Origin of the sequence: Streptomyces sp. NPDC057302, assembly GCF_042667685.1 — a bacterium.
Lineage (GTDB): Bacteria > Actinomycetota > Actinomycetes > Streptomycetales > Streptomycetaceae > Streptomyces.
In genome coordinates this window covers 39,607-65,506 of record NZ_JBHUZJ010000045.1, presented here as the reverse complement: position 1 = coordinate 65,506, position 25,900 = coordinate 39,607, and the positions used below count along the sequence as shown (strand labels likewise).

24 protein-coding genes are annotated in these 25,900 nt (G+C 70.8%); 11 read left to right on the top strand and 13 right to left on the bottom strand.

What is annotated here, in order from left to right; all coding sequences use genetic code 11:
* The first annotated feature begins 48 nt into the window (after positions 1-48).
* Together ACFUPX_RS27650 and ACFUPX_RS27645 are read left to right on the top strand one after the other, a co-directional pair.
* On the top strand, positions 49-618 hold the full coding sequence (locus tag ACFUPX_RS27650) for a hypothetical protein (protein ID WP_383328200.1): 570 nt from the start codon (positions 49-51) through the stop codon (positions 616-618).
* A gap of 157 nt (positions 619-775) precedes the next feature.
* Complete coding sequence (locus tag ACFUPX_RS27645) at positions 776-1,516, top strand: SRPBCC domain-containing protein (protein ID WP_383328198.1); 741 nt, start codon at positions 776-778, stop codon at positions 1,514-1,516.
* A 1-nt stretch (position 1,517) separates the two neighbouring features.
* Here the strand turns inward: ACFUPX_RS27645 and ACFUPX_RS27640 are convergent, their stop codons facing one another.
* Positions 1,518-3,383: an endonuclease/exonuclease/phosphatase family protein gene (locus ACFUPX_RS27640; protein WP_383328195.1), complete on the bottom strand. Its 1,866-nt coding sequence runs from the start codon at positions 3,381-3,383 to the stop codon at positions 1,518-1,520.
* A 293-nt stretch (positions 3,384-3,676) separates the two neighbouring features.
* On the opposite strand from ACFUPX_RS27640, the gene ACFUPX_RS27635 reads away from it, so the two are divergent.
* Complete coding sequence (locus ACFUPX_RS27635; protein WP_383328192.1) at positions 3,677-5,137, top strand: hypothetical protein; 1,461 nt, start codon at positions 3,677-3,679, stop codon at positions 5,135-5,137.
* 55 nt (positions 5,138-5,192) lie between these two features.
* Here the strand turns inward: ACFUPX_RS27635 and ACFUPX_RS27630 are convergent, their stop codons facing one another.
* The 4 genes from ACFUPX_RS27630 to ACFUPX_RS27615 all read right to left on the bottom strand — a co-directional run bounded on the left by ACFUPX_RS27630 (position 5,193) and on the right by ACFUPX_RS27615 (position 8,049).
* Positions 5,193-5,639 carry a hypothetical protein gene (locus tag ACFUPX_RS27630; RefSeq protein WP_383328190.1) on the bottom strand — a complete coding sequence of 149 codons (447 nt, stop codon included), beginning with the start codon at positions 5,637-5,639 and terminating at the stop codon, positions 5,193-5,195.
* A gap of 28 nt (positions 5,640-5,667) precedes the next feature.
* Complete coding sequence (locus ACFUPX_RS27625) at positions 5,668-6,822, bottom strand: hypothetical protein (RefSeq protein ID WP_383328187.1); 1,155 nt, start codon at positions 6,820-6,822, stop codon at positions 5,668-5,670.
* Positions 6,823-6,905: 83 nt separating this feature from the next.
* Entirely contained in the window at positions 6,906-7,133 is a 228-nt protein-coding gene (locus ACFUPX_RS27620) for a hypothetical protein (RefSeq protein WP_383328184.1), read from the bottom strand.
* Positions 7,134-7,281: 148 nt separating this feature from the next.
* Positions 7,282-8,049, bottom strand: a complete 768-nt coding sequence (locus tag ACFUPX_RS27615) for an SDR family NAD(P)-dependent oxidoreductase (protein ID WP_383328181.1) — start codon at positions 8,047-8,049, stop codon at positions 7,282-7,284.
* A gap of 164 nt (positions 8,050-8,213) precedes the next feature.
* Between ACFUPX_RS27615 and ACFUPX_RS27610 the strand changes: the two genes are divergently transcribed.
* The 3 genes from ACFUPX_RS27610 (at position 8,214) to ACFUPX_RS27600 (ending at position 11,250) form a co-directional block, all read left to right on the top strand.
* Complete coding sequence (locus ACFUPX_RS27610) at positions 8,214-9,647, top strand: alkaline phosphatase PhoX (protein WP_383328178.1); 1,434 nt, start codon at positions 8,214-8,216, stop codon at positions 9,645-9,647.
* A 158-nt stretch (positions 9,648-9,805) separates the two neighbouring features.
* Positions 9,806-10,843: a 1-aminocyclopropane-1-carboxylate deaminase gene (locus ACFUPX_RS27605; RefSeq protein WP_383328175.1), complete on the top strand. Its 1,038-nt coding sequence runs from the start codon at positions 9,806-9,808 to the stop codon at positions 10,841-10,843.
* Between the two features lie 179 nt (positions 10,844-11,022).
* A complete protein-coding gene (locus tag ACFUPX_RS27600; RefSeq protein ID WP_351161959.1) occupies positions 11,023-11,250 on the top strand; it encodes a CarD family transcriptional regulator in 228 nt (75 codons plus the stop codon).
* A gap of 154 nt (positions 11,251-11,404) precedes the next feature.
* On the opposite strand, the gene ACFUPX_RS27595 is transcribed toward ACFUPX_RS27600, so the two are convergent.
* The 7 genes from ACFUPX_RS27595 to ACFUPX_RS27565 all read right to left on the bottom strand — a co-directional run bounded on the left by ACFUPX_RS27595 (position 11,405) and on the right by ACFUPX_RS27565 (position 19,049).
* Entirely contained in the window at positions 11,405-12,640 is a 1,236-nt protein-coding gene (locus ACFUPX_RS27595; protein WP_383328235.1) for a TerD family protein, read from the bottom strand.
* Positions 12,641-12,837: 197 nt separating this feature from the next.
* Positions 12,838-13,827: a zinc-dependent alcohol dehydrogenase family protein gene (locus ACFUPX_RS27590; protein WP_383328171.1), complete on the bottom strand. Its 990-nt coding sequence runs from the start codon at positions 13,825-13,827 to the stop codon at positions 12,838-12,840.
* Positions 13,824-14,717 (bottom strand): carbohydrate ABC transporter permease, encoded by an 894-nt coding sequence (locus ACFUPX_RS27585; protein WP_383328168.1) that lies wholly within the window; start codon positions 14,715-14,717, stop codon positions 13,824-13,826. The genes ACFUPX_RS27590 and ACFUPX_RS27585 overlap by 4 nt, the downstream gene beginning before the upstream one ends.
* Positions 14,714-15,667, bottom strand: a complete 954-nt coding sequence (locus tag ACFUPX_RS27580; RefSeq protein ID WP_383328165.1) for a carbohydrate ABC transporter permease — start codon at positions 15,665-15,667, stop codon at positions 14,714-14,716. The genes ACFUPX_RS27585 and ACFUPX_RS27580 overlap by 4 nt, the downstream gene beginning before the upstream one ends.
* Complete coding sequence (locus ACFUPX_RS27575; protein ID WP_383328162.1) at positions 15,664-17,034, bottom strand: ABC transporter substrate-binding protein; 1,371 nt, start codon at positions 17,032-17,034, stop codon at positions 15,664-15,666. The genes ACFUPX_RS27580 and ACFUPX_RS27575 overlap by 4 nt, the downstream gene beginning before the upstream one ends.
* Before the next feature lie 156 nt (positions 17,035-17,190).
* On the bottom strand, positions 17,191-17,961 hold the full coding sequence (locus ACFUPX_RS27570; protein ID WP_383328159.1) for a DeoR/GlpR family DNA-binding transcription regulator: 771 nt from the start codon (positions 17,959-17,961) through the stop codon (positions 17,191-17,193).
* 278 nt (positions 17,962-18,239) lie between these two features.
* Positions 18,240-19,049 (bottom strand): NAD-dependent epimerase/dehydratase family protein, encoded by an 810-nt coding sequence (locus ACFUPX_RS27565; protein ID WP_383328156.1) that lies wholly within the window; start codon positions 19,047-19,049, stop codon positions 18,240-18,242.
* 253 nt (positions 19,050-19,302) lie between these two features.
* On the opposite strand from ACFUPX_RS27565, the gene ACFUPX_RS27560 reads away from it, so the two are divergent.
* From ACFUPX_RS27560 to ACFUPX_RS27550, 3 genes are all read left to right on the top strand, one after another.
* Entirely contained in the window at positions 19,303-20,256 is a 954-nt protein-coding gene (locus ACFUPX_RS27560) for a 5-dehydro-4-deoxyglucarate dehydratase (RefSeq protein ID WP_383328153.1), read from the top strand.
* A complete protein-coding gene (locus ACFUPX_RS27555; RefSeq protein ID WP_383328150.1) occupies positions 20,253-21,419 on the top strand; it encodes a hypothetical protein in 1,167 nt (388 codons plus the stop codon). Before ACFUPX_RS27560 ends, ACFUPX_RS27555 begins: the two co-directional genes overlap by 4 nt.
* A gap of 91 nt (positions 21,420-21,510) precedes the next feature.
* Positions 21,511-22,857 (top strand): S28 family serine protease, encoded by a 1,347-nt coding sequence (locus ACFUPX_RS27550; protein WP_383328147.1) that lies wholly within the window; start codon positions 21,511-21,513, stop codon positions 22,855-22,857.
* Here ACFUPX_RS27550 and ACFUPX_RS27545 read toward each other — a convergent pair.
* On the bottom strand, positions 22,832-24,040 hold the full coding sequence (locus ACFUPX_RS27545; RefSeq protein ID WP_383328144.1) for an MFS transporter: 1,209 nt from the start codon (positions 24,038-24,040) through the stop codon (positions 22,832-22,834). The genes ACFUPX_RS27550 and ACFUPX_RS27545 overlap by 26 nt on opposite strands.
* Positions 24,041-24,204: 164 nt before the next feature.
* Between ACFUPX_RS27545 and ACFUPX_RS27540 the strand changes: the two genes are divergently transcribed.
* The gene (locus tag ACFUPX_RS27540; RefSeq protein WP_383328141.1) at positions 24,205-24,792 is read left to right on the top strand and encodes a TIGR03086 family metal-binding protein; all 588 of its coding nucleotides are present in this window, start codon (positions 24,205-24,207) and stop codon (positions 24,790-24,792) included.
* A 149-nt stretch (positions 24,793-24,941) separates the two neighbouring features.
* Positions 24,942-25,766, top strand: coding sequence for an HAD family acid phosphatase (locus ACFUPX_RS27535; protein ID WP_383328138.1), 825 nt, complete (start codon positions 24,942-24,944; stop codon positions 25,764-25,766).
* Positions 25,767-25,900: the final 134 nt, after the last annotated feature.

Below are 25,900 nucleotides of genomic sequence, written 5' to 3'. Positions count from 1 at the left end.
AACCAGTGCCCGCACCCGCTGCCCGCACACGCGCTGAAGGAGCACGCCATGACGAAACCGCACGCCGACGCCGCCCCCCTCCCCGACCCGGCCCGCGCGAACGACGGCGGGCTCGTCTTCCTCAGTACGTGGAGCGCGGGCACCGAGGACCGGCAGCGGGCGACGGCCGAGGCGATCGCCGAGGCCTGGGAGAGCCGCCCGTGGCCGCACGAGGGCCTGCTCTCGTACACCGTGTACGCCGGCGCGGACGGCTCGACGCTGGCGCACCGCTCGCACTGGCGCGACGAAGAGGCGTACCAGGACTTCTTCGCCCACGGCAGGGACGCGCGGAACGCCGACATCGACGAGGCCGTGCCGGGCATCGAACGGCTGGGGCTGCACAAGACGCGGCTGCGGGACGGGGTGGCGCGGGCAGCCGGTGACGCGCGGGTGGCCGGGGCGGTCGTGATCGCCGAGGGGGACGGGCCGCCGGAGACGGCACCGGGGCTGATCTCCGTCCACTTCCACCTGACGACGGACGGCGAGCGGGTGATCCGCTACGAGGAGTGGGAGAGCGGGGAGGGGCTGCCCGCGGCGGGCAGATACCGCTTGGCGTACGGCTTCCAGCCGGGACGCTGAGCGCGCGCCGCCCGGCAGTCCCGCACTCCTGGACTTTCCCTGGACGAAAATATTTGCCGGTGGGACGGTGGATCCGTGGAATCCCGTGCGGGGGCGGGCGTCCCGTACCCGGCCCCGGCGGGCCCACGTGAGGGGACGTGCGGGCTAAGGAGTCGCCATGACCACCGGCAAGGAGTTTGAGATCGAGCGGGAGTTCGAGGTGGATGCCTCTCCCGCCGAGGTCTGGGACGCGTTCACCGTCGGCACCGGCGGCTGGCTGTGGCCCATGGTGGAGTACGAACCCCGCGAAGGCGGCGTCGCCCCCTTCGGCGGCGTCGTCACCCACTGGGAGCCGCCGCACCGCCTCACCGACCGCGTCGACGACCCCCAGGGCCTCCCGCCGGGTCAGAGCCTCAACCAGCTCGACCGCACCATCGAGCCCCGCGACGGCGGCCGCCGCTCATGGGTCCGCTACGTGCACAGCGGCGTCCTCACCGACGACTGGGACAGGCAGTACGAGGGGGCCAGCAAGCACACCGACTTCTACCTGCACACCCTGCGCCAGTACCTGACGTACTTCCCCGGCCTCCCCGTCACCTTCACCAGCCTCGACGGCCCCGCCCCCTCCACCGCCCCGGACGCCTTCGCCAGACTGGGCCGCCGCCTGGGCCTGCCCGACGACGCGTCGGAGGGCGCCCGCGTACGCGCGGACGCCCCCGGCGAATCCCTCGACACGATGATCGACTTCCGCAGCCGGCACTTCATAGGCCTGCGCACGGACACCGCGCTCTACCGCTTCTTCGGCCGCAACCACTTCGGCGCCCCGGTCGGCATCAGCATCCACGACTTCGCTCCACAGGCGGACGCCAAGGGCACCGAACTGGCCTGGCGGGACTGGCTGATCAGGCTGTACGCCTAGCCTACGGCCGGAACCGCAGCACCTGCGGATCGTGATCACTGTTCTGCTCGGCGAACTCCGCGTTGATGTGCACGCTGTCGTACGCGAAGCCGCTCCCGACCCCCGGGCTGGTCAGGATCTGGTCCAGGACCTGGGAGTTCCCCTGGTAGACGTACGAGTAACGCTCCGAGCGGGGAAGGGACTTCACCGCGGACTTCAGTGCGCCCCCGGCCTCCAGCGCGGCCGTCGTCCGTGAGAACTCGAAGTCGTTCACGTCCCCCACGACCACCACGTCCGCGCTCTTCTGCGCCTTCCGCACATCCCGCACGAAGGAGTTCACGGCCTGCGCCTGCCGCAGCCGCTTCGCCTCCGACGACCGCACCGGCGGCTGATGCCGCGACGTGAGCCCCTCGTCGCCGCCCTTCGACCCGAAGTGGTTGGCGACCACGATGACGCTGCGCCCCCGGAAGCTGAACTCACCGGCCAGCGGCTTGCGGCTGTCCTCCCAGGCGGTGTTCGCGGGATCGACGCGCCCGGGGGAGAGGGTCAGCGCGGCGCGTCCGCCGGCGGAACGCACGACACCCGTGGCCGTCGTGGCGTCCCCGGCGCCCCGGTCGGTGAACGAGACCCGCTCGGGGTTGAAGAGGAACACCTGGCGGATGTTCCCGCCCGGTTCCCCGCCGTCCTTGTTGTTCTGCGGGTCGATGGACCGCCACGCGTACCGCGGCCCGCCCGCGGCGACGATCGCGTCCGTGAACTTCTTCAGGGTCGCCTCCGCCGAGACGGTCCCGTCGTTCTTCGCGCCGTTGTCGTCCTGGATCTCCTCCAGGGCGAGGACGTCGGGCGAGGAGAGATTCGAGACGACGGCTCCCGCCAGCGCGTCGAACTTCGCCTGCGGGTCGGTGGGGTCGAGGTTCTCCACGTTGTACGTGGCGACGGCGAGCTCACCCTTCGCCTGCCGCTTCGTCTTCTCCGGTGCGAGACCCTTGTCGGTGACCTTGCCGAGCGTCCGCGCGACCAGCGTGTAACCACCGAACTGGTTGAAGTCCAGGGGCCCTTCGGCGCCACCGGACAGCGCGTCGCCGACGTTGGCCTTCGGGAAGGGATGCTCGGAGACCGGAGCCAGCTGCTGGATCTGGAGGCGCCCGGTGTTCTGGTCGTCGTAGGACTTGTACACCGCCCCGCCACGCCGGTTCGGGTTCTCGTGCGGCTTCACGGTGATCCACAGCTCCGAGTACGGATCAGTGGCGCCGACCACGCGCGAGGTCCCGACGCGTACGTTCATGCCCTCGAGGGACTCGTACAGGTCCAGGGCGTACGCGCGGGGCTTCAGCGCCAGTGCGTCGATGCTGCCGCCGTTCGCGGGGTCGCCGTCGGGCGCGTACGCGGAAGGCACCGACTTGGCGCCGACCGTGACCGGCGCGGGCAGCGCGTTGCCGGACGACTCGACGGTGACCGTCGGCTTGGTGAGCTGGGTCAGGGACTGGTTGCCGGAGGCCTCGCCGCCGGGGACGTACTCGCCGACGGTCCCGGAGACACGGACCGCGTCACCGGCCCGCACGGTCAGGGCGGCGGAGCCGGTGTAGACGAAGACGCCCTCGCTGGTCGCGGGGTCGCCGTCGCCCTTCGGGTCCTGGATCCAAAAGCCCTTCGAGCCGTACGTGCGGACGCCGGTCACGATGCCCGCCACGTCCGTGACCTGCTGCCCCGCGAGGGGCGAGAGGCGGGTGGTGCCCTGGATGTCGTGGACGCGGACCCCGGCGGCGGACGCCGACGACGCCGACGAGGAGCTCACGACGAGCAGACCGGCCGCGAGGGCGGTGGCCACGACGGTGGAGACGGCGGCGGATCTCACGGCGGGCCGGGTGGCACGGGATATGTGCGGCATGGCAGGACTCCGGATGAGGGTGAGGTCGTATGGAGCGGGCGAGAGCCGGAGCGGGTCGGCACGAGCCAGGGAGGTGACCGGCGCGCCCAGCGTCTACGCGCGTCAATCTCTTGTGTGGCCAGGGGAGTTGTCAAGGTTCGGCGGGTGTTCTCACCATGTATGTCTTCTGACAGGGACATGAACCGGGCGGCATGGGTCCAAATCCGTCTAGGCTTCGGTCGAGACGACCTTTCCCCGGGCGCTCGACTTCGCTCGAGCAGGGGACGCCCCATCCTTCGGAGGAGAACCAGCCGATGTCCGTAAGTCCCGCCACCCTGCCGCCGGTGCTCCTGCACTCCGAAGCGGAACTCGCGCGGGCCGCGCTCGCCACGCCGCTGCTCTCCCGTGCCGCGAAGCTCGCCCGCTGGGCGGGGCCCGAGACGCGCGTAGGGGCGGGCGGTGAGCTCGTCGAGGAGCAGCTGCCGGCCGCCGTGGCGGAGCTGGGCCTCGAAGCGGACGACCCGGACTCCGTCGCGTACGCGAGCGAGGCCTGGCGCGTGGCCGTCGACACGGGCCTGGTGGATGTCACGGACGCCGACGAGGCCGAGGGCGAGGACGCGCCGGGCACGGTGGCCGCGGGCGAGGACCTCGCCGCGCTGACCTCCGGCAGCCCGCAGGACATCCTCGCCGTCTGGCTCGGCGCCCTGGACACCGTGTACGGGGACGCGACCGTGCCCGACATGGACAACCTCCTGGACGTCCTGGAGGAGAACGGCGAGATCGACTTCGAGGAGCTCGGCTGGGACCCGCAGGCGGAGGCGGACTTCCTGGACGGCGTGCTCGGCAACCTGTACCTGCTCACGGCGGGGGAGGCCGGGGCGGGCGAGGGTCCGGTGCCGCTGCCCGCGCTCGCCGCGTCGATGATCGTGCCCGACGACATGGGCGAGCCGACCGACGACATCCTGGAGCAGGTGTCGGACGCGATGATGAAGCTGGACGACCAGTTCCGGCTCTTCGAGCCGCTGGGGCTCGTCGAGTACCAGCCGGTCGACGAGGCCCTCATGGTGGACATCGACGAGGCCGAGGCACCGCTGCCCGACGACGACGAGGACGTCACGCGCTACGGCATGGTCCGGCTGACCCCGCTCGGTGTGTACGGCATCAGGGCGCGGATGCTGGAGGCGGGCGTGGACGCGCCCGCCGTCGGCGATCTGGCCGACAAGGGCGCCGACGCGCTGCTCGCGGGGACGGCCGGTTTCCCGCAGTCCGCCGCGCAGGCCGAGATCGAGCTGTGGCTGGCCCGGCACGAACAGCTGGACGCGGCACGGGAGTTGCTGGCCGCCGCGCGGGGCGGCGACGAGGGGGCGCCGCTGCGGCGGCTTCGCTGTCAGCAGGCGCTCTCGCTGGTGGGCCAGGAGGCCGAGCCCGCCCTGCGGGACGTGCTCGACGACGCCGAGCTCGGTGGGCTCGCCCGGGTGTGGCTGGCCGAGCACGGGGCGGCGGACGTGCCCGCGCCCTCCGAGGCCCTGGTCTTCTGGCTGACCATCGACACGATCGCCGCGCAGCTCGCCGCCGAGGGCAACTCGGACGAGCTGCAGGGTCTGGTGGAGGGTCTCTCGGAGCAGCACAGCGGATTCTTCGCCGCGGCCTGGCGGGTCGAACACCCGGCCACCGCGGACGTGCTCGAGGCGATGGGACGGCTGCACCCCGACAAGAAGGTGGCCAAGGAAGCCCGCAAGGCGGCGTTCAAGGCCCGCTCGCAGCAAGGGACGTGACGCGGACGCGGGGATCTGCCGGGCCGGTGGCGGCCCGGCAGATCCCCGGTTCAGCTCAGCACTTGTACAGCGTCGTGTGCTTGAACGACGACGTCGCGCCGTCGAAGCCGTACGTACCCCGGTACGCCGGAGGGTTCTGGAACTCGCCGACGATCGTGATCGTGTTGGCGCAGGAGCCCTGGCCCGAGCGCTTGGCGTCCAGGCGGATGGTGTCGCCCATGAAGCCGCCCGTGATGTCCCACGGAGCGCCGCAGATGCCGGAGGTGATCTGCCCGCCCACCACCACGTGCGGGTAGGTGTTCGGGTTGAACTTCACCTCCATCGCGAAGGTGATCGCGCCGTTGTGCAGCTCCAGCTTGGAGCTGGTGGACACCGCCTCGGCGGACACTTCCTGGGGTGCGGCGAACGCCTCGTCGCGCGTCTTGACCTCGGCGCCCTGCGGATTGTGGAAGCGGTGCTCCGCGCGGGACCGGCCCTTCTGCTTGCGTGCCTGAGTGGTCATGAAAGCCCTCCTCTCGTGGTGCGACCGGTCAGGCCAGCTGTTCGGAGACCTCGACCCGCAGCAGCGCGCGGACGTTCTCGTAGTGGTTGAGCACGGTGACGGTCGAGGAACCGGCGAACAGCAGGCCGAGCGCGACGTTGTCGAGCGAGGTCACCAGGGACCCCGAGTCGCCGCCCGCCGAGATGTTCGTCGTCAGGATCTGGTCCTTGAAGCGGGCGGTGCCCGCCGTGCCGTAGTTGACGTCGATGGTCGCGTCGACGGCGATGATCCGGCCGAAGGAGATGTTGGTCGTACGGCCGGTCTTCTTCACCAGGTCGCCGACCGCCACATTGGCCTTGCGGCGCCAGGCGCGCGGCGCACCGCTGAAGTACGTCTCGCGGGTCGCGTCCTGGAAGTCGACGGTGCCGAGCGCGGCGTCGACGACGTTGTTGTGCCGCTCCAGCGGAATCTGCGGGGCGAACTGGATCGTGATGAAGCGGTCCAGCGTCGCGATCCGGTCCGCGGGGTCCTGGCCGCCGTCGAAGATGCCCGGCTGCACGATGGCGCTGCCGAGCTGGGCGCGGTTGGAGTCGGCCAGCACGTGGTTGTTGGACAGGATGTAGAACTTCGCCGGTACGCCGAGGCCGGGGCCCGGCGGGTCGACGGAGGCGCCGGGCAGGAAGTCGTAGACCACGCTGCCGAGCGTGCCGGCCGTCACGCGTACGTTGCCGACGGAGGCGCCGGAGGGGCACGGGCGCATACGGCGCTTGAGGAGCTGCGGCTCGAACGCGCCGAGCCCGGCGAGCTCTTCCAGCATGGGCTGCGAAAGGCCCGCGAGCTGCTCGCTCACACCGCCGTCGGGGCCGTACGACACCGAGCGGTCCTCGGCGCGGCCGGTCCTGCGCTGCTGGCGCTGCGCGGCGACGTGGCCGACGGCCACGACGTCCGTGGGGGTGCCGTCGTCCATCTGGGCGGGGATGACGTCCCGCTCCGGGAGCATGGACTCCGGAACCTTCTGGGTCACGAACACGATGACCGCGGGTTCGCCCGTGGGCTCGCCCTCGGTCCACTTCACGCCGTGGCCGAAGCCGACGACGTTGGCCAGCGACGTCTGGGGGCCCAGGAAGTCCCCTTTCGCCTGCTGGCGCGAGCTGTCGCTGAGCTGACCGCCGGTGGGTCCTCGCATCAATTCGGGCTGGCTCACCACGCCAGACCACCTCTTCCCCTTGATTGAAGGGTGGAGTTCCGGGCCGCTCGCGCAGGCCGCCCCCGCTCGCGCAGGTCGTCCTACTGCGCCGTGGGCTCGCCGATGGCGAGCACGCGCACGGGGGCGCCTTCGAGCACGTCCGGAATCACGTCTTCGTCCCGGAGCCGGTCACGGGGCACTTTGCGGGTGACGAACACGACGATCACGTCCGCCCCCGAGTCCTCGTCCTTCCCGATGCCGACGCCGGTCACATTGGCCAGCTTCATCAGCCGGTCCTCATGGAGGCTGCGTGCCTGCTGTGCGTCCACGCGGCTCGCCTCCCCCTACGGGTGATGCAGGTAGTGGGATGTCTATTGCCGTGTGGTCTGCGGGTCAAGGCGTTCTGCACGAAATCTTGGCTTTACGGGTGATCCGCACCTGTTGACCTTGTTTACGAAGTCTCTGCCGACCAGTGGCTCATGTACGCAGATGTGAAGCGCCGTTGAGGTCCAGGATCGTGCCCGAGGCCCACTCCGCGGCCGGCGAGGCGAGCCAGAGCACCGCAGCGGCGATCTCGTCCGCCGTGCCCGCACGCCCGAAGGGGCTCTGCGCCCGGATCGCCGCGCCCTCGTCCCCGCTCAGCCGGTGCGCCACCCGCTCGGTCTCGAAGAAGCCGGGCGCGACCGACGCCACCGCGATGCCGTACGGCGCGAGCGACACCGCGAGGGACTGGCCCAGCGCGTGCACGGCCGCCTTGGTCGCCCCGTACGCCGGGTGGTCGGGCTCCCCGCGGAACGCGCCGCGCGAGCCGACGTTGACGATCCTGCCGCCCGTGCCCTGGTCGATCATCCGCCGGGCCGCCAGGTGACTGAGGTTGGCCGTGGCCAGGAGGTTCACCGACACGTGCCGTTGCCACAGGGCCGCCCAGTCCTCGTACGACGTGTCGGCGAGGGGATGCGGCAGGTTCACCGCGGCGTTGTTCACCAGGACGTCCAGACCGCCGAGCCCGGCGGCGGCCCGCTCGGCGACGTCCGCCGCGCCCGCCGGATCCGACAGGTCACCGCCCACCAGCGCATGGCCCTCGCCCTTGAGCGAGGCGAGCGTCGCGCGTGCTTCCTCCTCGCGCGAGCCGTAGTGCACGGCGACGCGGTCGCCGTTCTCGGCGAAGGCCTGCGCGAGGGCTCTCCCCAGGCCTCGGGAGGCTCCGCTGATCAGGACACGGCGGCCGGTGGCTGGCAGGTTCATGGAAGGAAGCCCCTTGATGTCGGACAGCGTTCAACCGCCGTTTATACGCGAGCGGGAACGTGACGCCGACAGCAGCCCGGCCGACATTGGACGTACGCAGGCCGAGAGTCGCAGCACGTGCACAGCCAGCCCGTAGCCCGCTCGTACGCGCCTCAGGAGACATCATGCCGCTCACTCGCAGGGACTTCGCCAGACGCTCCGCGGTCACCGGGGCGGGGGTCGCGCTCGCCGGCAGCGTCGGCGCGCTCGCCACTGCGCCCGGCGCGCTCGCCGCCGAGGACACGGCGCCGGACGGGGCCGACGCGTTCGGCGCCCCGGGGTACGGCCCCCTCGTCCCCGACCCGGCCGGCCTGCTCGCGCTGCCCGCCAAGTTCTCGTACCGCGTCCTCACGCACAGCGGCAAGACGAAACTCGAGACCGGCGAGTTCACGCCCTCCAACCACGACGGCACGGCCGCCTTCGAGGGCCCGCGCGGGGTCACGCTGCTCGTCAACAACCACGAGCTGAGCGGCCCCCGCTCCAAGTGGCCGCACCCCGTCCCGCTCACCGAAGGCCTCGTCTACGACCCGGCCGCTTCCGGCGGCTGCACCGTCGTCGAGGTCCGCCGCGGCGGGCACGTCGCCGAGTGGGTCGCCATCGCGGGCACCGCCACCAACTGCGCGGGCGGCAGCACTCCTTGGGGCACCTGGCTCACCTGCGAGGAGACCGAGGAGAAGGCCGGCCAGAACGGCATGACCAAGGACCACGGCTACGTCTTCGAGGTCGACCCCTACGACCGGCGCGCCAACCGGAGCCCCAAACCCGTCAAGGCGCTCGGCCGCTACGCCCACGAGGCCGTCGTCGTCGACCCCAAGCGCGGCCACCTCTACCTCACCGAGGACGCCTCGGGCCCCAACGGCCTGCTCTACCGCTGGACCCCGCCGCACGGCTTCAAGCACGGCCGCGGCAGGCTGCGCACCCTCGCCGACGACGCGGGCGTCCTGAAGGCGCCCAAGTGCTACGACTCCGGCGGCCGTTTCGTGGACGACCTGTCCCGCGCCACCAAGATCGGGACCGTCTACGGCGTGGACTGGGCCGAGGTCCCCGACCGCGACGCCCGTACGGTCCCGGTGCGGGGGCAGTTCGCCGACGGTGACATCACGCGCGCCCGCAAGCTCGAAGGCATGTGGTGGGGAGACGGCGGCGTCTACATCGTCGCCTCGTTCGCCCGCGACGAGAGCCCCGTCCAGCACGACGGACAGGTGTGGTTCTACCACCCCTCGCGCCGCACCCTGACCCTGAAGGTGCTCCTCGGCGTCAACCCGGACCCGGCGAAGGACGGTGCCTTCGACGGCCCGGACAACATCACCGTCTCCCCGTACGGAGGCCTCGTCATCGCCGAGGACGGCGAAGGTGTCCAGCACCTCTTCGGAGCGACCGAGCGCGGCCGTACGTACCCGATCGCGCGGAACGAACTCAACGCGGGCACACCCGAGAACCCCTCCTACAGCGAATTCACCGGCGTCACGTTCTCACCCGACGGCAAGACGCTCTACGCCAACATCCAGACGCCCGGCATCATGCTGGCGATCACCGGCCCGTGGCGCCGCCAGCGCTGACGGGACCCTTGTCCGCGGCGGGAGTCGGTATCTAACATTTCGGTGCAGGGGAGCCATGGCGTGCGCCGAGGGCGACCCGGGCACGGCGGCGGCCGTCACCGCGGAGGTCTGGAGCGTCCTGGAAGAGCTCGCCCACGCCTGACCTCCCGGAGGCCCTCGTGCCCGAACCGTCCGCCCCGTCCACGCCCCTCGACTCGTACGCCCGCTACCCCCTCCTCTTCGGCCCCTCTCCCGTCCACCCCCTGGACCGCCTCACCCACCACCTCGGCGGCGCCGCGCTCTGGGCCAAGCGGGAGGACTGCAACTCCGGCATCGCCTTCGGCGGCAACAAGACGCGCAAGCTGGAGTTCCTGGTCGCCGACGCCCTCGCGCAGGGCTGCGACACCCTTGTCTCGATCGGCGGCGTCCAGTCCAACCACACCCGCCAGGTCGCGGCCGTCGCCGCCCGCGCGGGGCTCAAGTGCGTGCTGATCCAGGAGAGCTGGGTCGACTGGCCCGACTCCGTGTACGACAAGGTCGGCAACATCCTCATCAGCAGGCTCGCGGGCGCCGACGTACGCCTCGTACGCGCCGGATTCGGCGGCGTCAAGGACAGCTGGGAGCGGGCGGTGCGCGAGGTCGAGGAGGCGGGCGGCAGGCCGTACGCGATCCCGGCGGGCTGCTCGGAGCACCGCCTGGGCGGTCTTGGCTTCGCCCGCTGGGCCTACGAAGTGGTCGAGCAGGAGGAGGAGCTGGGTGTCTTCTTCGACACCGTCGTGGTCTGCTCGGTGACCGGGTCCACCCAGGCGGGAATGATCGCCGGATTCGCCGCGCTCACGGAGGAGGGCGAGCGCCCCCGCCGCATCCTGGGCATCGATGCGTCCGCCGCTCCCGAGCGCACCCACGAGCAGATCGCCAGGATCACCCGGGGGACCGCGGAGCTCATCGGCGTGCAGGCAGAGGTGAAGGACGCCGACATCGAGCTGGACGCCCGCTACCACGCGGGCACGTACGGCCTGCCCGACGAGGCGACACTCGACGCGATGCGGCTCGCGGCCCGCACCGAGGGCATGGTGACCGACCCGGTCTACGAGGGGAAATCGATGGCCGGGATGATCGATCTGGTGGACAGGGGAGAGATCGCGCGCGACGCGACCGTGCTCTACGCCCACCTCGGCGGGCAGCCCGCGCTGAACGCCTACAGCGCCCTGTTCTGATCTTCCCGGCGGGCGAGGGTTGACGGATGCCGGTGGTGCACACATGTGCGCGTGGGGCCACGGAACAACTACGTACCGCTACGAGGAGCGCCGGGTTGTGTGTCGGTTTGATGCCGATGTGAGGACCGTGTGAGCTCGGAGCATGGTGCGGCGGGGTCCGGAGGGCGCATACTCGGAACATGACGAGGCCCCCCGGTACCCGACGCCACCTGCCGAACAGCCCCTTTAACGTTCCGCCGCCCCCCGCACCGCCCATCGAGCAGTTCGCCGTGGGCGACCGGGTCTCCCACGACCAATACGGACTCGGACGGATCGTCGGAGTCGAAGGCGAGGACGCGGTGGTCATCGACTTCGCGGGCCGTCAGGGACGTTTCCTGAGCCCCTACGCGAAGCTGGCCAAGCTCTGACCTGACGCACGCCTCCGGGCGCGTCCGCACGCACCACCACGCACGACAAGAGGCGGTCGGCGCGAAGGCTCATCCCGTGGATGAACCTTCCGCACCGACCGCCTCTGCATGTCCCCGTGCGGCTCACGCGGGCCCCGAGGAGCCCGCGCGGCGGCTACAGCGCCTGCGCCGCGGGCTTCACCATGCCGCGCACGGTCCGTGACTTCACGAAGTCACCCATGGCGGTCATGTCCCACTCTCCGGTGAACTGCTTGATCAGCTTCGCCATCATCACGCCCGTCTGCGCCTCCGCGTTCGTGAGGTCGAAGCGGACCAGCTCCTCGCCCGTCGCCGCGTCCAGCAGACGGCAGTACGCCTTGGCGACCTGCGTGAACTTCTGGCCCGAGAACGAGTTCACCGTGAAGACGAGACCCGTCACCTCCTGCGGCAGCCGGCCCAGGTCCACGACGATCACCTCGTCGTCACCGCCGCCCTCGCCCGTGAGGTTGTCGCCGGAGTGCTTGATCGCGCCGTTCACGATCGACAGCTTGCCGAAGTAGCAGCTGTCCACGTGGTTGCGCTGCGGGCCGTACGCGATGACGGAGGCGTCCAGGTCGATGTCCTTGCCGCCGTACGCGGGCTCCCAGCCCAGGCCCATCTTGACCTGCGAGAGCAGCGGCCTGCCGCCCTTGACCAGGGACACCGTCTGGTTCTTCTGGAGGCTGACCCGGCCCTTGTCCAGGTTGATCTTCCCGGCACCCGGCGCGGGAGCCGCGGGCGCCGGGGGAGCGGCGGGCGCCGCCGGGGCGGCGAGGCGGGGGTCGGCGGCCGGCGGGGGCGGGCCCTGGACCGGGGCGCCGGTCGGGGGCGCCATCGGGGCGGCGGGCGCGGCGGCGGCCGGAGCGGCCGGGGCCGCGGGCTCCTCGACCGAGACACCGAAGTCCGTCGCGATGCCTGCCAGGCCGTTCGAGTACCCCTGGCCGACGGCGCGCGCCTTCCACGCGCCGTTGCGCAGATAGACCTCGACGATCACCAGGGCGGTCTCGCCACCGAGCTGCGGGGGAGTGAACGTGGCGAGGACGGTGCCGTCGTCCGCGTTGCGGATGGTGGCGGTGGGCTCGACGCCCTGGAAGGTCTGGCCCGCAGCGTCCGGGCTCGCGGTGACGACGATCTTCTCGATGCCGGCGGGCACGGCCGTGGTGTCCACCGTGATCTTGTCGGGGGTCGTGCCGCCACCCGACTGGTAGGTCACACCGGGCCCCGCGGGCTGGTTGAAGAAGATGAAGTCGTCGTCGGATCGCACTTTGCCGTCGGCGGTGAGCAGCAGGCCCGATACGTCGAGCCGCACCGGTGCGGCGACGTCCACCGCCACGCGGGTGGCGGTGAGAGGGATGTTCGAGCCGGGTGTCATAGCGGTCATGTCCGGGGTAACGAACGTCCCGGCTTTGCCGTTCCCTTACCTACAGAACTTTTCTTCCCCGACCCCGCACCTTCCCGGCCCCGCACCTTCCCGGCCGTGACACTCGCGGCTCCGCCGCGGGCCGCTGCGCGGGGGCGTCCGCAAGCGCCGGACGGCCCAGTCTTGTGGCCGTCCGGCGCTTGAGAACCCTAGGGAACCACCACGATCTTGCGGCCCACCCCGGAGGCGAACCGCTCCAGAGCATCGGGGTACGCCGTCAGCGGCATCCGGTCGCTGATGAACACGTCCGGGTCGAGGACGCCCCCGGCGAACAGCTCCGCCGCCCGCTCATAGCTGTGCAGCACCGCCATCGACCCGGTGATGGTGATCTCCTGGTTGTAGATGCGGTACGGGTCGATGCTCACCCGCGTCGCGTAGTCGGCCACCCCGAACTGCAGGAACGTCCCTGCCTTGGCGACCCGCCCGAGTCCGTCCTGGATCGCCGCCGCGTTCCCGGTGGCGTCGACGACGATGTCCCAACCCTGGGGCCGGTCGAGCTCGTCCGCTCCGGCGGCCGAGCCCGATACGCCCAACTGCCGGGCCGTGGCCAGGCGCTCCGGGTTGAGGTCCACGATGTCCACGCTCGCCGCTCCCGTCCGCTTGGCGAGCTCCAGCATCATCAGGCCCATCGTCCCGGAGCCGTAGATCAGGACATGGGAGCCCAGCTGGGCGCGGAGCACGTCGTAGCCGCGCACCGCGCACGACAGCGGCTCGATGAGGGCCGCGTCCTGGGTGCGTACGTTCTCTGGGAGCCGCACACAGTTGGCGACGGGCGCGACCGCGTACTGGGCGGCGCCGCCCGCAGTGGTGACCCCGATCGCGTTCCAGCGCTCGCAGAGGTTGTTGTGGCCGGTGCGGCAGTAGCGGCACTCGTAACAGTAGAGCGAGGGGTCGACGGCGACCCGGTCGCCGATCGCGAGCTCGCTGACCTCACGGCCGAGCCCCACCACCGTCCCGGCGAACTCGTGCCCCGGCACCACCGGCAGCGTGGGTGCGAACTCGCCCTGCAGAATGTGCAGATCGGTCCCGCACAGTCCGCAGGCGGCGACCTCGACGACGACGTCGCGCGGCCCCGGCGTGGGGTCGGGCACCTCGCCGACGACGGCTTTGCCAACGGACTCGATGATGGCGGCCTTCACTTGACGGCTCCCAACGACAGGCCCTGGACCAGCTTGTCCTGGGCGGCGAACCCCGCGGCGAGCACCGGCAGGGAGATCACGAGCGACGCGGCGCACACCTTCGCCAGGAACAGGCCCTGGCTGGTGATGAAGCCGGTCAGGAACACGGGCGCGGTCTGGGCGACGACGCCCGTGAGCACCCGCGCGAAGAGAAGTTCGTTCCAGCTGAAGATGAAGCAGATCAGGGACGTCGCCGCGATCCCCGGCAGCGCGATGGGGGCCACCACGCGCGCGAGGATGGTGGGCAGGCGCGCCCCGTCGATCTGCGCGGCCTCGATGATCGCGACCGGCACCTCGGAGAGGAAGGACTGCATCATCCACACCGCGATCGGCAGGTTCATCGACGTGTAGAGGATGACGAGCAGCCAGATGTTGTCGAGCATCTCGGTGTTCTTGGCGAACAGATAGATCGGCAGCAGGCCCGCCACGATCGGCAGCATCTTCGTCGACAGGAAGAAGAACAGGACGTCCGTCCACTTCTTCACCGGCCTGATGGACAGGGCGTACGCGGCAGGCAGCGCGAGAAGCAGCACCAGGAGCGTCGAGGCGACCGACGCCACCGTCGAGTTGATGAGCGAGGGCCAGGGGCTCGCACCGCCGCCCGAGCCGAAGAAGTCGCGGTAGCCGTCCAGGGTGAGCGAGGCCGCCAGCGAGGGCGGGTTGGTCGCCGCGTCCGACTCCGAGTGGAAGGAGGTCAGCGTCATCCAGGCGACGGGCAGGAAGAACAGGATTCCGGCCAGCCAGGCGGCGAGGCCGAGGCCCGCCGAGCCCCGGACCCGGAAGCGGCTGCCGGGCTGCGTCCCGGGCTGTGTCCCGGGCTGTGTACGTACGCGCGTCACGTCGGTGCTCATGCGCGGGACGCCTCCTCACGGAACAGGGACGAGACGACCCGCAGCGCGAAGGTCGCGATGATGATGGAACCGATGACGACGAGGACGCCGGCGGCGGACGCCAGGCCGTTCTCGTGGGCCTGGTAGAAGCTCTGGTAGACGGTGTAGGGCAGGTTGGCCGTGCCCAGACCGCCCGAGGTGATCGTGAAGACGGCGTCGAAGTTCTGCACGATGTAGATCGAGCCGAGCAGCGAGCCCAGCTCCAGATAGCGGCGCAGATGCGGCAGCGTCAGGTAGCGGAACACCTGCCAGTTGCCCGCGCCGTCCATGCGGGCGGCTTCGATGAGCTCGCTGTCGCGGCTCTGGAGTCCCGCGAGCAGGATCAGCATCATGAAGGGCGTCCACTGCCAGATCAGGGAGGCCTCGATGGCGAGCAGCGGAGTGTTGGAGACCCAGGCGGGCTGCGCCGCGCCGTCACCGCCCACCCAGTGCAGCAGGCCGTTGAAGAGGCCGTACTCGGGGTTGTAGAGCACGTGCTTCCACAGCAGGGCCGCGGCCACCGGCACGAGCAGGAACGGCGCGATGAGCAGCGTACGCACGAATCCGCGCCCCCGGAACTTCCGGTCGAGGAGCAGCGCGAGGCCGAGCCCGATGACGAGGCTCGCGATGACGACGGTGGCCGTGAGCACGATGGTCGTCAGGACGGACTTGCGCAGGTCCGGGTCGGTGAGGACCTCGGAGTAGTTGTCGAGGCCGGCGAAGCTGCGGGCGTCGGGGTAGAGGGCGTTCCAGTCGAAGAAGGAGATCACCAGCGTGGCCACGAAGGGCAGCTGGGTCACGACGACCATGAAGATCAGGGCGGGCAGGAGCGGCGCCCTGGTGGCCCAGGCGCGCAGCCTGCCCGGTGTCTTCGGTCCGGGGGTGCGCGCGGTCCTGGGCGCGACGGTGGGGGTACTCGCGGTGGCGGTCATCGTCCCTCGTACTCCTCGGCGATCTTCTCGGCGAGCTTCTGTGACTTCTTGAGGGCCGATTCGACGGACTGGCGCCCGGCGATGGCCGCGCTGATCTCCTGGGAGACCTTCGTGCCGAGGTCGGTGAACTCGGGGATGCCGACGAACTGGATGCCGGGCGCGGGCCGGGGCTGCACGCCGGGATCGGTGGGCCGTGCGCCTTCGATGGCGTCGTGGGTGACGCCCTGGAAGGCGGCGGCCTCCTTGCGGTACGCGGGATTGTCGTACGTCGACGCCCGCTTGCCCGCGGGGACGTTGGACCAGCCGATCTTCTCGCCGACCAGCTCCTCGTACTCCTTGCTGGACGCCCAGGAGACGAACTTCCAGGCCTTGTCCGGGTTGCGCGAGGCCTTCTGCAGGCCCCAGGCCCAGGTGTAGAGCCAGCCGGAGCTCTCGGTCTTCTCCACGGGCGCCGGTACGTAGCCGATCTTGCCCTTGACCGGCGACTTGGCGGACTCCAGCGAACCGGCGGCGGCCGTGGCGTCGTACCACATGGCGGTCTTGCCCTGGGTGAGGTTGTTCAGGCACTCGGCATAGCCGGACTGGGCGGCTCCGGACTCGCCGTGCTCGCGGACGAGGTCCACGTAGAACTGCGTCGCCTTCTTGAACTCGGGGGAGTCGAGGCGGGCCTTCCAGTCCTTGTCGAACCAGGTCCCGCCGAAGGTGTTCACCACGCTCGTCAGGGGCGCGATCAGCTCGCCCCAGCCCGGAAGCCCGCGCAGGCAGATGCCCTTCATGCCGGACTCGGCGCCGGAGCCTTCGACGTCACCCGCGAGCTTCGCCACCTGCTGCCAGGTGGGCTTCTTCGGCATGGTGAGACCGGCCTTCTTGAAGACGTCCTTCCGGTACATCAGGAAGGACGACTCTCCGTAGAAGGGCTGTCCGTAGAGCTTGCCGTCGTCGCCGGTGAGGGACTGGCGCATGGACGGCAGGACGTCCTTCTCGTCGTACGCCTTGTCCTTCTTGGCGTACGAGCCGACTTCGTGCAGCCAGTCGTTCTTGGCGTAGATCGGGATCTCGTAGTTGGAGAGCGTGGCGACGTCGTACTGGCCCGCCTGGTTGGCGAAGTCCTGGCTGATCTTGTCGCGGACGTCGTTCTCGGGCAGGACCGTGAAGCTCACCTTGATGCCCGTCTCCTTGGTGAAGTGGGAGGCGGTGAGCTTCTGCAATTCGACCATCTGCGGGTTGTTCACCATCAGTACGTTGATGGAGTCGCCGGAACCGGTCCCGCCCGCCCCGGCCCAGCAGCCGGAGAGCAGCGGGGCAAGCAGCGTCCCTGCGGCTGCCGCGGCGAGTGCGCGCGGCCTCCGTCGGCTCTGGGTTCGCATGAATGCTCCTGGACGTATGGGGACTTATGGGAGGTGTGGGGGTGCGTCGAGGGTGGGTGAGGGCGTGCGGGATCACGAAAGGTGCGGGGAGCACGGGGAGAAGAGGAGGAGGGGGAGGGGGAGGGGAGGGGAGGGGAGGGTGCGCGGGCCGGGGTGTCAGACGCGGACGACCTGGGGGCCCTGGAGGGAGTAGCGGTGGGCCTCGGACGCGGGCAGCTGGGTGCTGGTGACGATCGCCTCCAGCTCGCCGATGTGCGCGAACCGGCAGAAGCTGGTCGCGCCGAACTTGGTGTGCACGCCCGTGAACACCGTGCGCCGTGACGCGCGGATGGCCTGCGCCTTCACCTCGCTGACCGCGGGGTCGGGCGTGGTCAGGCCGTGCTCACGGGAGATGCCGTTGGCCCCGATGTACGCGAGGTCGATCACGAACCCGGCGAGCATGCGCGTCGTCCAGTGGTCGACGGTCGCGAGGGTGCCGGGACGGACCCGGCCGCCGAGCAGCAGGACGGACATGTTGTCCGCTTCGGCCAGGGCGCCGGCGGTGGCCAGGGACGCGGTGACGATCGTCAGGGGGCGGCCCTTGGCGGCTTCGGGGAGCGCTTCGGCGATGAGCTGCGGGGTGAAGCCCTCGTCGACGAAGACCGTTTCGGCGTCGCCGAGCAGTTCGGCGGCGGCGGTGGCGATCCTTCGCTTCTCCGGGACGTGCATGGTGGTGCGGAACGCGAGGGTCGTCTCGAAGCCCGCGCTCTCCACGGGATAGGCGCCGCCGTGGGTGCGGCGGACCAGGCCGTGGTCCTCCAGGGCGCGCAGGTCCCGGCGGACGGTCTCCTTGGCGACGCCCAGTTTGTCCGCGAGTGCGGTGACGTCCACGGAGCCGGAGGTCCGTGCTGCCCGGACGATTTCCCGCTGGCGCTCTTCCGCGGTCATGGGTGCCGCCTCTTTCCCTCGCTGTGCCCGTTCGGGCCCTGGTGGAAAGTTCTACAGCGGGGGACGGTGTGTGAACAGGCTCGGAATCGGGGCGATGATGCCCGTCTCTGCCCGCTTGGTAGCGCGACGGCCTGTGCGACGGGCGCAAGCGGTGCCCGTTCGGGGGGTGCGGGCTGCCCGTTCGATGCCCGAATGCGGGCGGGGGCGGCTTGTCGTGCTCCGCCGGACAGGCTGATTTCAGCCCGTCGCGGGCCCGGCCGCCCTGCGCGCGCGTCGTCTCAGTACGGCCACACCGGAGGGTTGGTGCAGAAGTGGCCCCCCAGGTGCGCGTGATCCGGGTTCGCGGGGTCCAGCTCGCCCTGCTCGGCGACGAGCTTCTGCGCGTACTGCTCGGAATCGTCCCGCGGTTCGTAGCCGAGCGCGCGCGCCGACGAGAGGTCCCACCACAGCCGTGTGTTCGCGGAGGATCCGTACACCACCGCGTGCCCCACCTCGGGGGCGGTCAGCGCCGCGTGGAAGAGCCTGGCGCCGTCGCCGGGGCTCATCCAGACCGACAGCATCCGCACGCTCGACGGCTCCGGGAAGCACGAGCCGATCCGCACGGAGACGGTCTCGACGCCGTGCTTGTCCCAGTAGAACTGGGCGAGATCCTCGCCGAAGGACTTCGACAGGCCGTAGAGGGTGTCGGGGCGGCGCGGCGTGTCCACCGTGATCAGCGGATCGTCGCCGACGGGCCGCGGGGTGAATCCCACCGCGTGGTTCGACGAGGCGAAGACGACACGGCCGACGCCTTCCTCGCGCGCGGCCTCGTAGAGGTTGTACGTGCCTTCGATGTTCGCCCGCAGGATCTTGTCGAAGGTGGACTCCAGGGAGATGCCCGCGAGATGGATGACCGCGTCGACGCCCCGCACGGCCTCCCGCAGCGCCTTCTTGTCGCTGAGGTCCGCCGTGACCGCGTCCGGCTCGCCCTCGATGGGCCGCACGTCGAGCAGCCGCAGGTCGTAGCCGTAGGCCGGGAGCAGCCCCCGCATCAAGGTGCCGAGGCCGCCTGCGGCGCCGGTGAGCAGGACGGTGCGGGGAGCGGGCATGAAGGGGTCTCCTCGGATCAGCGGCCGTATTCGTCTGCGTGCATTCGCGTGTACGTACAGCATTCACATGTGTGGACACGCTAAGGATCGGCGCCCCGTCGCGTCAAGTGTCGTACGGAGGCGGGGAATCCGCTCTTGAATCGCGGTTCTCTTGGTGACCTTGACGCTTGACCGGGGCTCAGAGGGCGGCTTAGCGTGGGTCCGTTCAGAAATATGGACGTGGATCAGAAACGTGCACGCTAAGGGAGAGCCCGTGACGTCAGCACCCCTCGCCGCTCGACTCGACATCCCCAGCGGGCCGCTGTTCTTCCCGGTCACCGCCTACGGCCCCGACGGCTCCATCGACCTCGACGTCTTTCGCGCGCACGTGCGCGCGGGCGTCGACGCGGGCGCGGCGGCCGTGTTCGCCTGCTGCGGCACCGGCGAGTTCCACGCCCTGACGCCCGAGGAGTTCGGGGCCTGCGTCGCCGCGGCGGCCGAGGAGACCGCCGGACGGGTGCCGGTGGTCGCGGGCGCCGGGTACGGTACCGCGCTCGCCGTGCGGTACGCGCGGATCGCCGAGGAGGCGGGCGCCGACGGGCTGCTCGCGATGCCGCCCTATCTCGTCGTCGCCGGGCAGGAGGGGCTGCTCGCGCACTACGCCGAACTGGCCGCGGCGACCTCGCTCGACGTCATCGTCTACCAGCGCGACAACGCCGTGTTCACCCCGGAGACGGTGGTCGAGCTCGCCCGTACCGAAGGCGTCATCGGCTTCAAGGACGGCCTCGGCGACATGGACCTGATGCAGCGCATCGTCAGTGCCGTGCGCACCGAAGTCCCGGAGGAATTCCTCTACTTCAACGGACTGCCCACCGCCGAGCTGACCGGACTCGCCTACCGGGGCATCGGCGTGACGCTGTACTCGTCGGCGGTCTTCTGCTTCGCGCCCGACATCGCGCTCGCCTTCCACCGCGCCTTCAACGCCCGGACCGCCGAGGGCGACGCCCTCGTGAACCGGCTCATCGACGGCTTCTACCGGCCCTTCGTGGAGCTGCGCAGCGAGGGCCGCGGATATGCCGTCTCCCTCGTCAAGGCGGGCGTGCGCCTGGGCGGGCTCGACGTGGGCGGGGTGCGGACGCCGCTGCACGAACCCGCCGACGAACACATCAAGCGCCTCGCCGAACTGACCGAGTGCGGGCGCGCCCTGCTGCGGGAGGAGAGCGCGTGAGGACCTCCGCCTTCCTGTACCCCTGGGACGTCGTCGGCGACCCCGAGGCGCCCGCGCGCGTCGCGGACCTCGGCGTCCGGCAGGTCACCCTCGCCTCCGCGTACCACTCCACGCGCGCGCTGACCCCCCGCCACCCGCGCCACCGCATCGTCACCGCCGAGCACGCGGCGGTGCTCTACGAAGCTGGTGCGCAGTGGCAGGGGCGCGAGCTGCGCCCGTACGCGGCCGGGGACTGGGCCCCGGGTGATGCCTACGGAGAGGCCGCCGAAGCGCTGGCCGCCGCCGGGCTCGACGTGCACACCTGGGTGGTCCTCGCCCACAACTCCCGTATGGGCGCCGACCATCCGGACACCTCCGTGGTCAACGCCTACGGAGACCGCTACCCCTGGGCGCCCTGCATCGCACGGCCCGCCACGCGCGCGTACCTCGTCGACCTCGCGGCGGAGGCCGCCGTACGCCCCGGAGCGGGCGGCACCGAGCTGGAGTCCCTCGGCTGGTACGGCCTCGCGCATCTGCACGCCCACGACAAGATCGCGGGGGTGCCGCTCGGGGAGGCCGGGCAGTACCTGATGTCGCTGTGCTTCTGCGCGGACTGCCGTGCGGGGTACGCCGGACGAGGCCTCGCCCCCGACGAGCTGGCGGCCGGGGTCCGCCGCGCCCTGGAGCCCGTGTGGCGGGGCGAGGAGCCCTCCGGCGGCTGGGAGGCGGTGGAGAAGCTCCTCGGGGCCGAGACAGCGGCCGCCACGCGCGCGTGGCGCGAGGAAACCGCCCGCACACTCCAGGAGTCGGCGATCGCGGCCGTGCGCGCCGCGGCCCCCGACGGCTTCCAGGTCCTGCTGCACGCCGACCCGGTGGCCTACCACTGCGGAGCCAACGCCGGGGTCGATCCGGCGCACATCCTCTCCGTGGCCGACGGCGTGGTCGTCCCCTGCACGGGCGGCGCCCAGGCCCTGGCCCCCTTCGACGCGCACCGCACGGCCCGCACCACCCTCGCCGCGAACCTCACCGTCGTATCCGCGATGGGCGGCAGCCCCGCCACGCTCGCCGCCGACGCCGCGCAGGCGCTCACGCTCGGCGCGGACGAACTGCGGCTCTACCACGCCGGTCTGGCGTCGGACGCGGATCTCGCGCACGTGAGGGCCGCCCTGGCGCGGCTCGGTTAGCCCGGCGCGCGCCCCAATCACCCTCTGTCGCCCAGGAAGTGGAAGCGGTTACCATCCGCCCAACCATTTCGCTCCAGTACGAGGAGACAAGGTGCGCGACAAGGGGATAGCGGCGCTGGTCTGTGCCGGAATCATGGCGGGCACGGCGGTGCTCGGCGGGGCCGGGACCGCCGCCGCGCGGGCCGACGGCGGACAGGCCACCGCCGCGCCCGACATCCGGGAGCGGCTGGAGAAGATCCCCGGGATGAAGGTCGTCTCCGTGGCCGACCGGGAGGGCTACCCCTTCTACACGCTCACGTACGCCCAGCCCGTCGACCACGACGACCCCCGCGCCGGCACGTTCACGCAGCGCGCCACGCTCTGGCACAAGGCCACCGACAAGCCGACGGTCCTGTACACCGGCGGCTACACCCTGGCGTCCAACACCACCGCCCTCACCAAGCTGATCGACGCCAACCAGGTGAGCGTCGAGCACCGCTACTTCGAGCAGTCCCGCCCCTCGGGCGCGGCGGCTTCCGACTGGTCCAAGCTCACCATCCAGCAGGAGGCCGCCGACGAGCACCGCCTCACCCAGGCGCTGCGGGGCATCGAGAAGGGCAAGTGGCTCGGCACGGGCGCCAGCAAGGGCGGGATGACGGCGACGTTCCACGAGCGCTTCTACCCCGATGACCTGGACGCGGTCGTCGCGTTCGTGGCGCCGAACGACGCGAACAACAGGGACGACAGCGGCTACGAGCGCTTCTTCAGGACGGTGGGCACCGCCGAGTGCCGCAGCGCGCTCAACGCCGTGCAGCGCGAGATGCTCGTACGCCGTGAGGCACTGATCCCCAAGTTCGAGGCGGACGCGAAGGCGGCGGGCGACACCTTCGAGGAGACGCTCGGCACCACCGACCGTGCCTACGAGTTCGCGGTGCTCGACCAGGTGTGGAACTTCTGGCAGAGCGGCACGATCGACGACTGCCCCACCGTGCCCGACGCCCGGAAGGCCACCGACGACGAGCTGTACTCCTGGTCGAAGAAGCACGGCTTCAGCGTCTACCAGGACGAGACCCTCGGCACGAACGGCACCGGCCCCTACTACCGGCAGGCCGCCACCCAACTCGGCTGGGCCGACCTGAAGTTCAAGCACCTGCGGGACGTGCGCCACTACCCGGACATCTACCAGCCCAACTCGGTGCTCCCCGAGGCGATGCGCGGCTCGTACAACAACAGGACCACCGCCGACGTCGACCGCTGGGTGAAGACGCGCGGCCAGCGCATGATGTTCGTCTACGGAGAGAACGACCCGTGGAGCGCGGAAAAGTTCACCCCGAGCCACCGCGACTCCTACCGCTACGAGGTCCCGGGCTCCAACCACGGCGCCTCCATCGCCAAGCTCCCCGCGGCGGAACAGGCGGAGGCGACGGCGACGATCAAGCGGTGGGCGAATGTGAAGTAGCCCGCGCGGGACGGGCCTTGAGGAGGGGCGCGGCGATCAGTAGTCGCGCCCCCGCGAGGGCCGGTAGCAGGAGCCGGTAGTCGACTGTTTCGACGAGGGCCGCGCCCAGGGCTGTGCCCAGTGCCGTCGGGGTGAACATCAGAGTGTTCGCTGTTGCCGCCGCGCGGCCCAGCAGGGCCTGTGGGGTCGCGCGTTGCACCGCCGTCATGCCCGCGATCAGTACGCAGGGCAGGCCGAGGCCGTTGGCGAGGCTGCCCGCCAGGGCCGTCGCGTCGTACGGCAGTGCGTGCAGGGCCGCGGCGAGTGCGGTGAGCGCGATGCCCGTTCCGCCGAACCGGGGGCCTTTGAAGCGGCGCATCAGTGTTCCCGACGCGAGGCCGACCGCGACCGAACCCGCGCCCTGCACGACGTACAGCACGGCCGTGTACGCGGGGGAGCGGCCGAGTCCCTCCACGACCGCGTAGCCGGCCGCCCCGCTGATCCCCGAGGTCAGCATGGTCAGGCCGCCCGCGAGGACGAGCGGGCGCAGCCGTGGGTCGCCCCACAAGTGGCGTGCCCCATCGGCGGTTTGCGCACGCCAGCCCGACGCGTCGCGCAGGGGTGCGTCCTCGCGCACCCGCAGCAGCGTGAACATCCCTGCCGCGAGTACGGAGGTGGCGGCGTCCAGGAGCGCCACCCGCGCGCCTCCGTAGGCGGCGAAGAGGCCCGCTCCGGCGAGCGGTGCGATCAGCTTCATGCCCTCGTTCGCGGACATCCGCAGGCCGTTGAAGTCCCCCGTGAGGTCCTTGCCGACCGCCGCCGTCACCAGTGCCGCCTCCGCCGCGTCGGTGACGGCGCCGCAGGCCCCGTACAGGAAGAGCACCGTGTAGAGGATCCACAGGCTGCCGGCCGAGTCGACGAGCAGGAGGGAGGTCAGCAGGGCGGCCAGGGCCAGGTTCGTGGCGATGAGCAGGGGTCTGCGGTGGGTGCGGTCGGCGATCGTGCCCAGCAGGGGGCCGAACAGGGCCGGGGCCCACAGGGCGAAGGCGCAGAGGGCGGCCAGGCCGTCCGAGCCGGTCAGCTCCTTCGCCCAGATCCCGGAGACCAGCCACATCGCGGAGCTCCCGAAGCCGGAGACCACGACTGCCCCCAGGCAGAGGCTCGCGTCGCGGTCGCGCAGGATTCGGGTGATCGTCGGTGTCATGGCAGGTGATGGTGGTGCTAAGGCGCACGGTCCGGCATAGGGCAGGTGCAGTAGTTAGACGGGGCCGCGGGTGTCGGCTTCGGCGATGAGTTCCGGGGGCCCGGCCGGTCTACAGGGCAGGACATCGGTCCGTGGGGCAGGGCCGCCGAGATTCTGGAGGATCCATGACGGAGACGATCGACTTCGCGCCGCAGGCCCGGCTTGTGGCAGCCGTCGCGGAGGGCGTGCGGGACGAACAGCTCGCGGGGCCCACGCCCTGTCCGGAGTATCAGGTGCGCCAGCTGCTGGGCCATCTGGTCGGTCTGACCGGCGCGTTCCGGGACGCGGCGCGCAAGGACCTCGGGGCGAACCTCGACCAGGACCCGGGGGACGCCGTGCCGGAGCTCGGCCCCGAGTGGCGTGCCGACCTGCCGAAGCTGCTCGACGAACTGGTGGAGGCGTGGCGCGACCCGGCCGCGTACGAAGGCATGACGCGGGCCGGCGGCATCGATCTGCCGGGTGCCGTGGCGGGCGCCGTCGCCATGGACGAACTCGTGGTGCACGGCTGGGACTTGGCGCGGGCGACGGGGCAGGCGTACGCGCCCGACGAGGCGAGCCTCGGCGTGGCCCGGGCGCTGCTCACGCCCGAGGAGGGCGACATGTCGGGGAACAGCCTGTTCGGGGCCGTGGTGCCGGTGCCGGACGGCGCGCCACTCCTGGACCGTGTCGTCGGTCTCAGCGGCCGGGACCCGGGCTGGCGGCCGGGAGCGTAGGTATTGATCGGGTAAAGGGTCTCGCGGGGGTCTCGCGGGGCAGCATGTGATGCGCGTAGACAGTGCGCGTAGACAGGCGTTGACCTGCCTGAACGTGTTGCCCCTGAACAGACGTACCGACCCTGCTCTGATCCTGGAGAAATCGACCTATGCGCAAGTCCCTACGGGTGGCGGGCATCGCCACCGCCTGTGCCGTCGCCGGCGCCGCGCTGTACGGCACCGGCGCCGCCACCGCCGACAACGCCTCGGCGCGGCACACCGCCGAACCCCAGAACATCGGCCTGCTCGTCGGCGAGATAGACGACTACTACGGCGCGTACCAGGACGCCGACGGCGTCTGGCAGTCCTCGCCCGACAGTCCGTACGCCAAGGACCTGGCGCGCATCCAGGCGAAGGCGAAGAAGGACATCAGGAAGGCCGCGGCGCACGGCGCGAAGAGCGGTGGCCACGGCACGAAGGGTGGCGGCCACGGCAAGAAGCCCGCGATCGTCCTCGACGTGGACGACACCTCGCTGCTGAGCTTCGACTACGAGAAGACCGCCAACTACACCTACGACAACACCACCTGGGACGCCTACGTGAAGGCGGCCAAGCGGCCCGCGGTCTTCGGCATGCCCGAACTCGTCGCGTACGCCAAGAGCAAGGGCGTCGAGGTCTTCTTCCTGACCGGCCTGAGCGAGTCGCAGCGCGAGGGCGCCGTCACCAACCTCGCCAAGGCCGGATACGACACGCGGCTCGACACCCAGCACGTGTTCACCAAGAACAAGACCGCCCCGCCCGCCTACCTGAGCAACTGCGCCACGCCCGCCAAGTGGGAGTGCACCACCGTGCAGTTCAAGGAAGGCACCCGCAAGCACATCGAGTCGACCGGTTACAACATCGTCGGCAGCTTCGGCGACCAGGTCTCCGACCTCGCGGGCGGTTACGCGGACAAGACGTACAAGCTGCCGAACCCGACGTACTTCGTGGAGTAGGCGGGCGCCCAGGGAGACTCGGCATACCGAGATAGGTTGTAATCCTGACTAGATCGCTCTACGGTCTAGGTAGCTCACAAGCTCATGGGGCCGCGCGGCACGTCCGCCGCGGCCCCTTCGGGAAGGGGGAATCC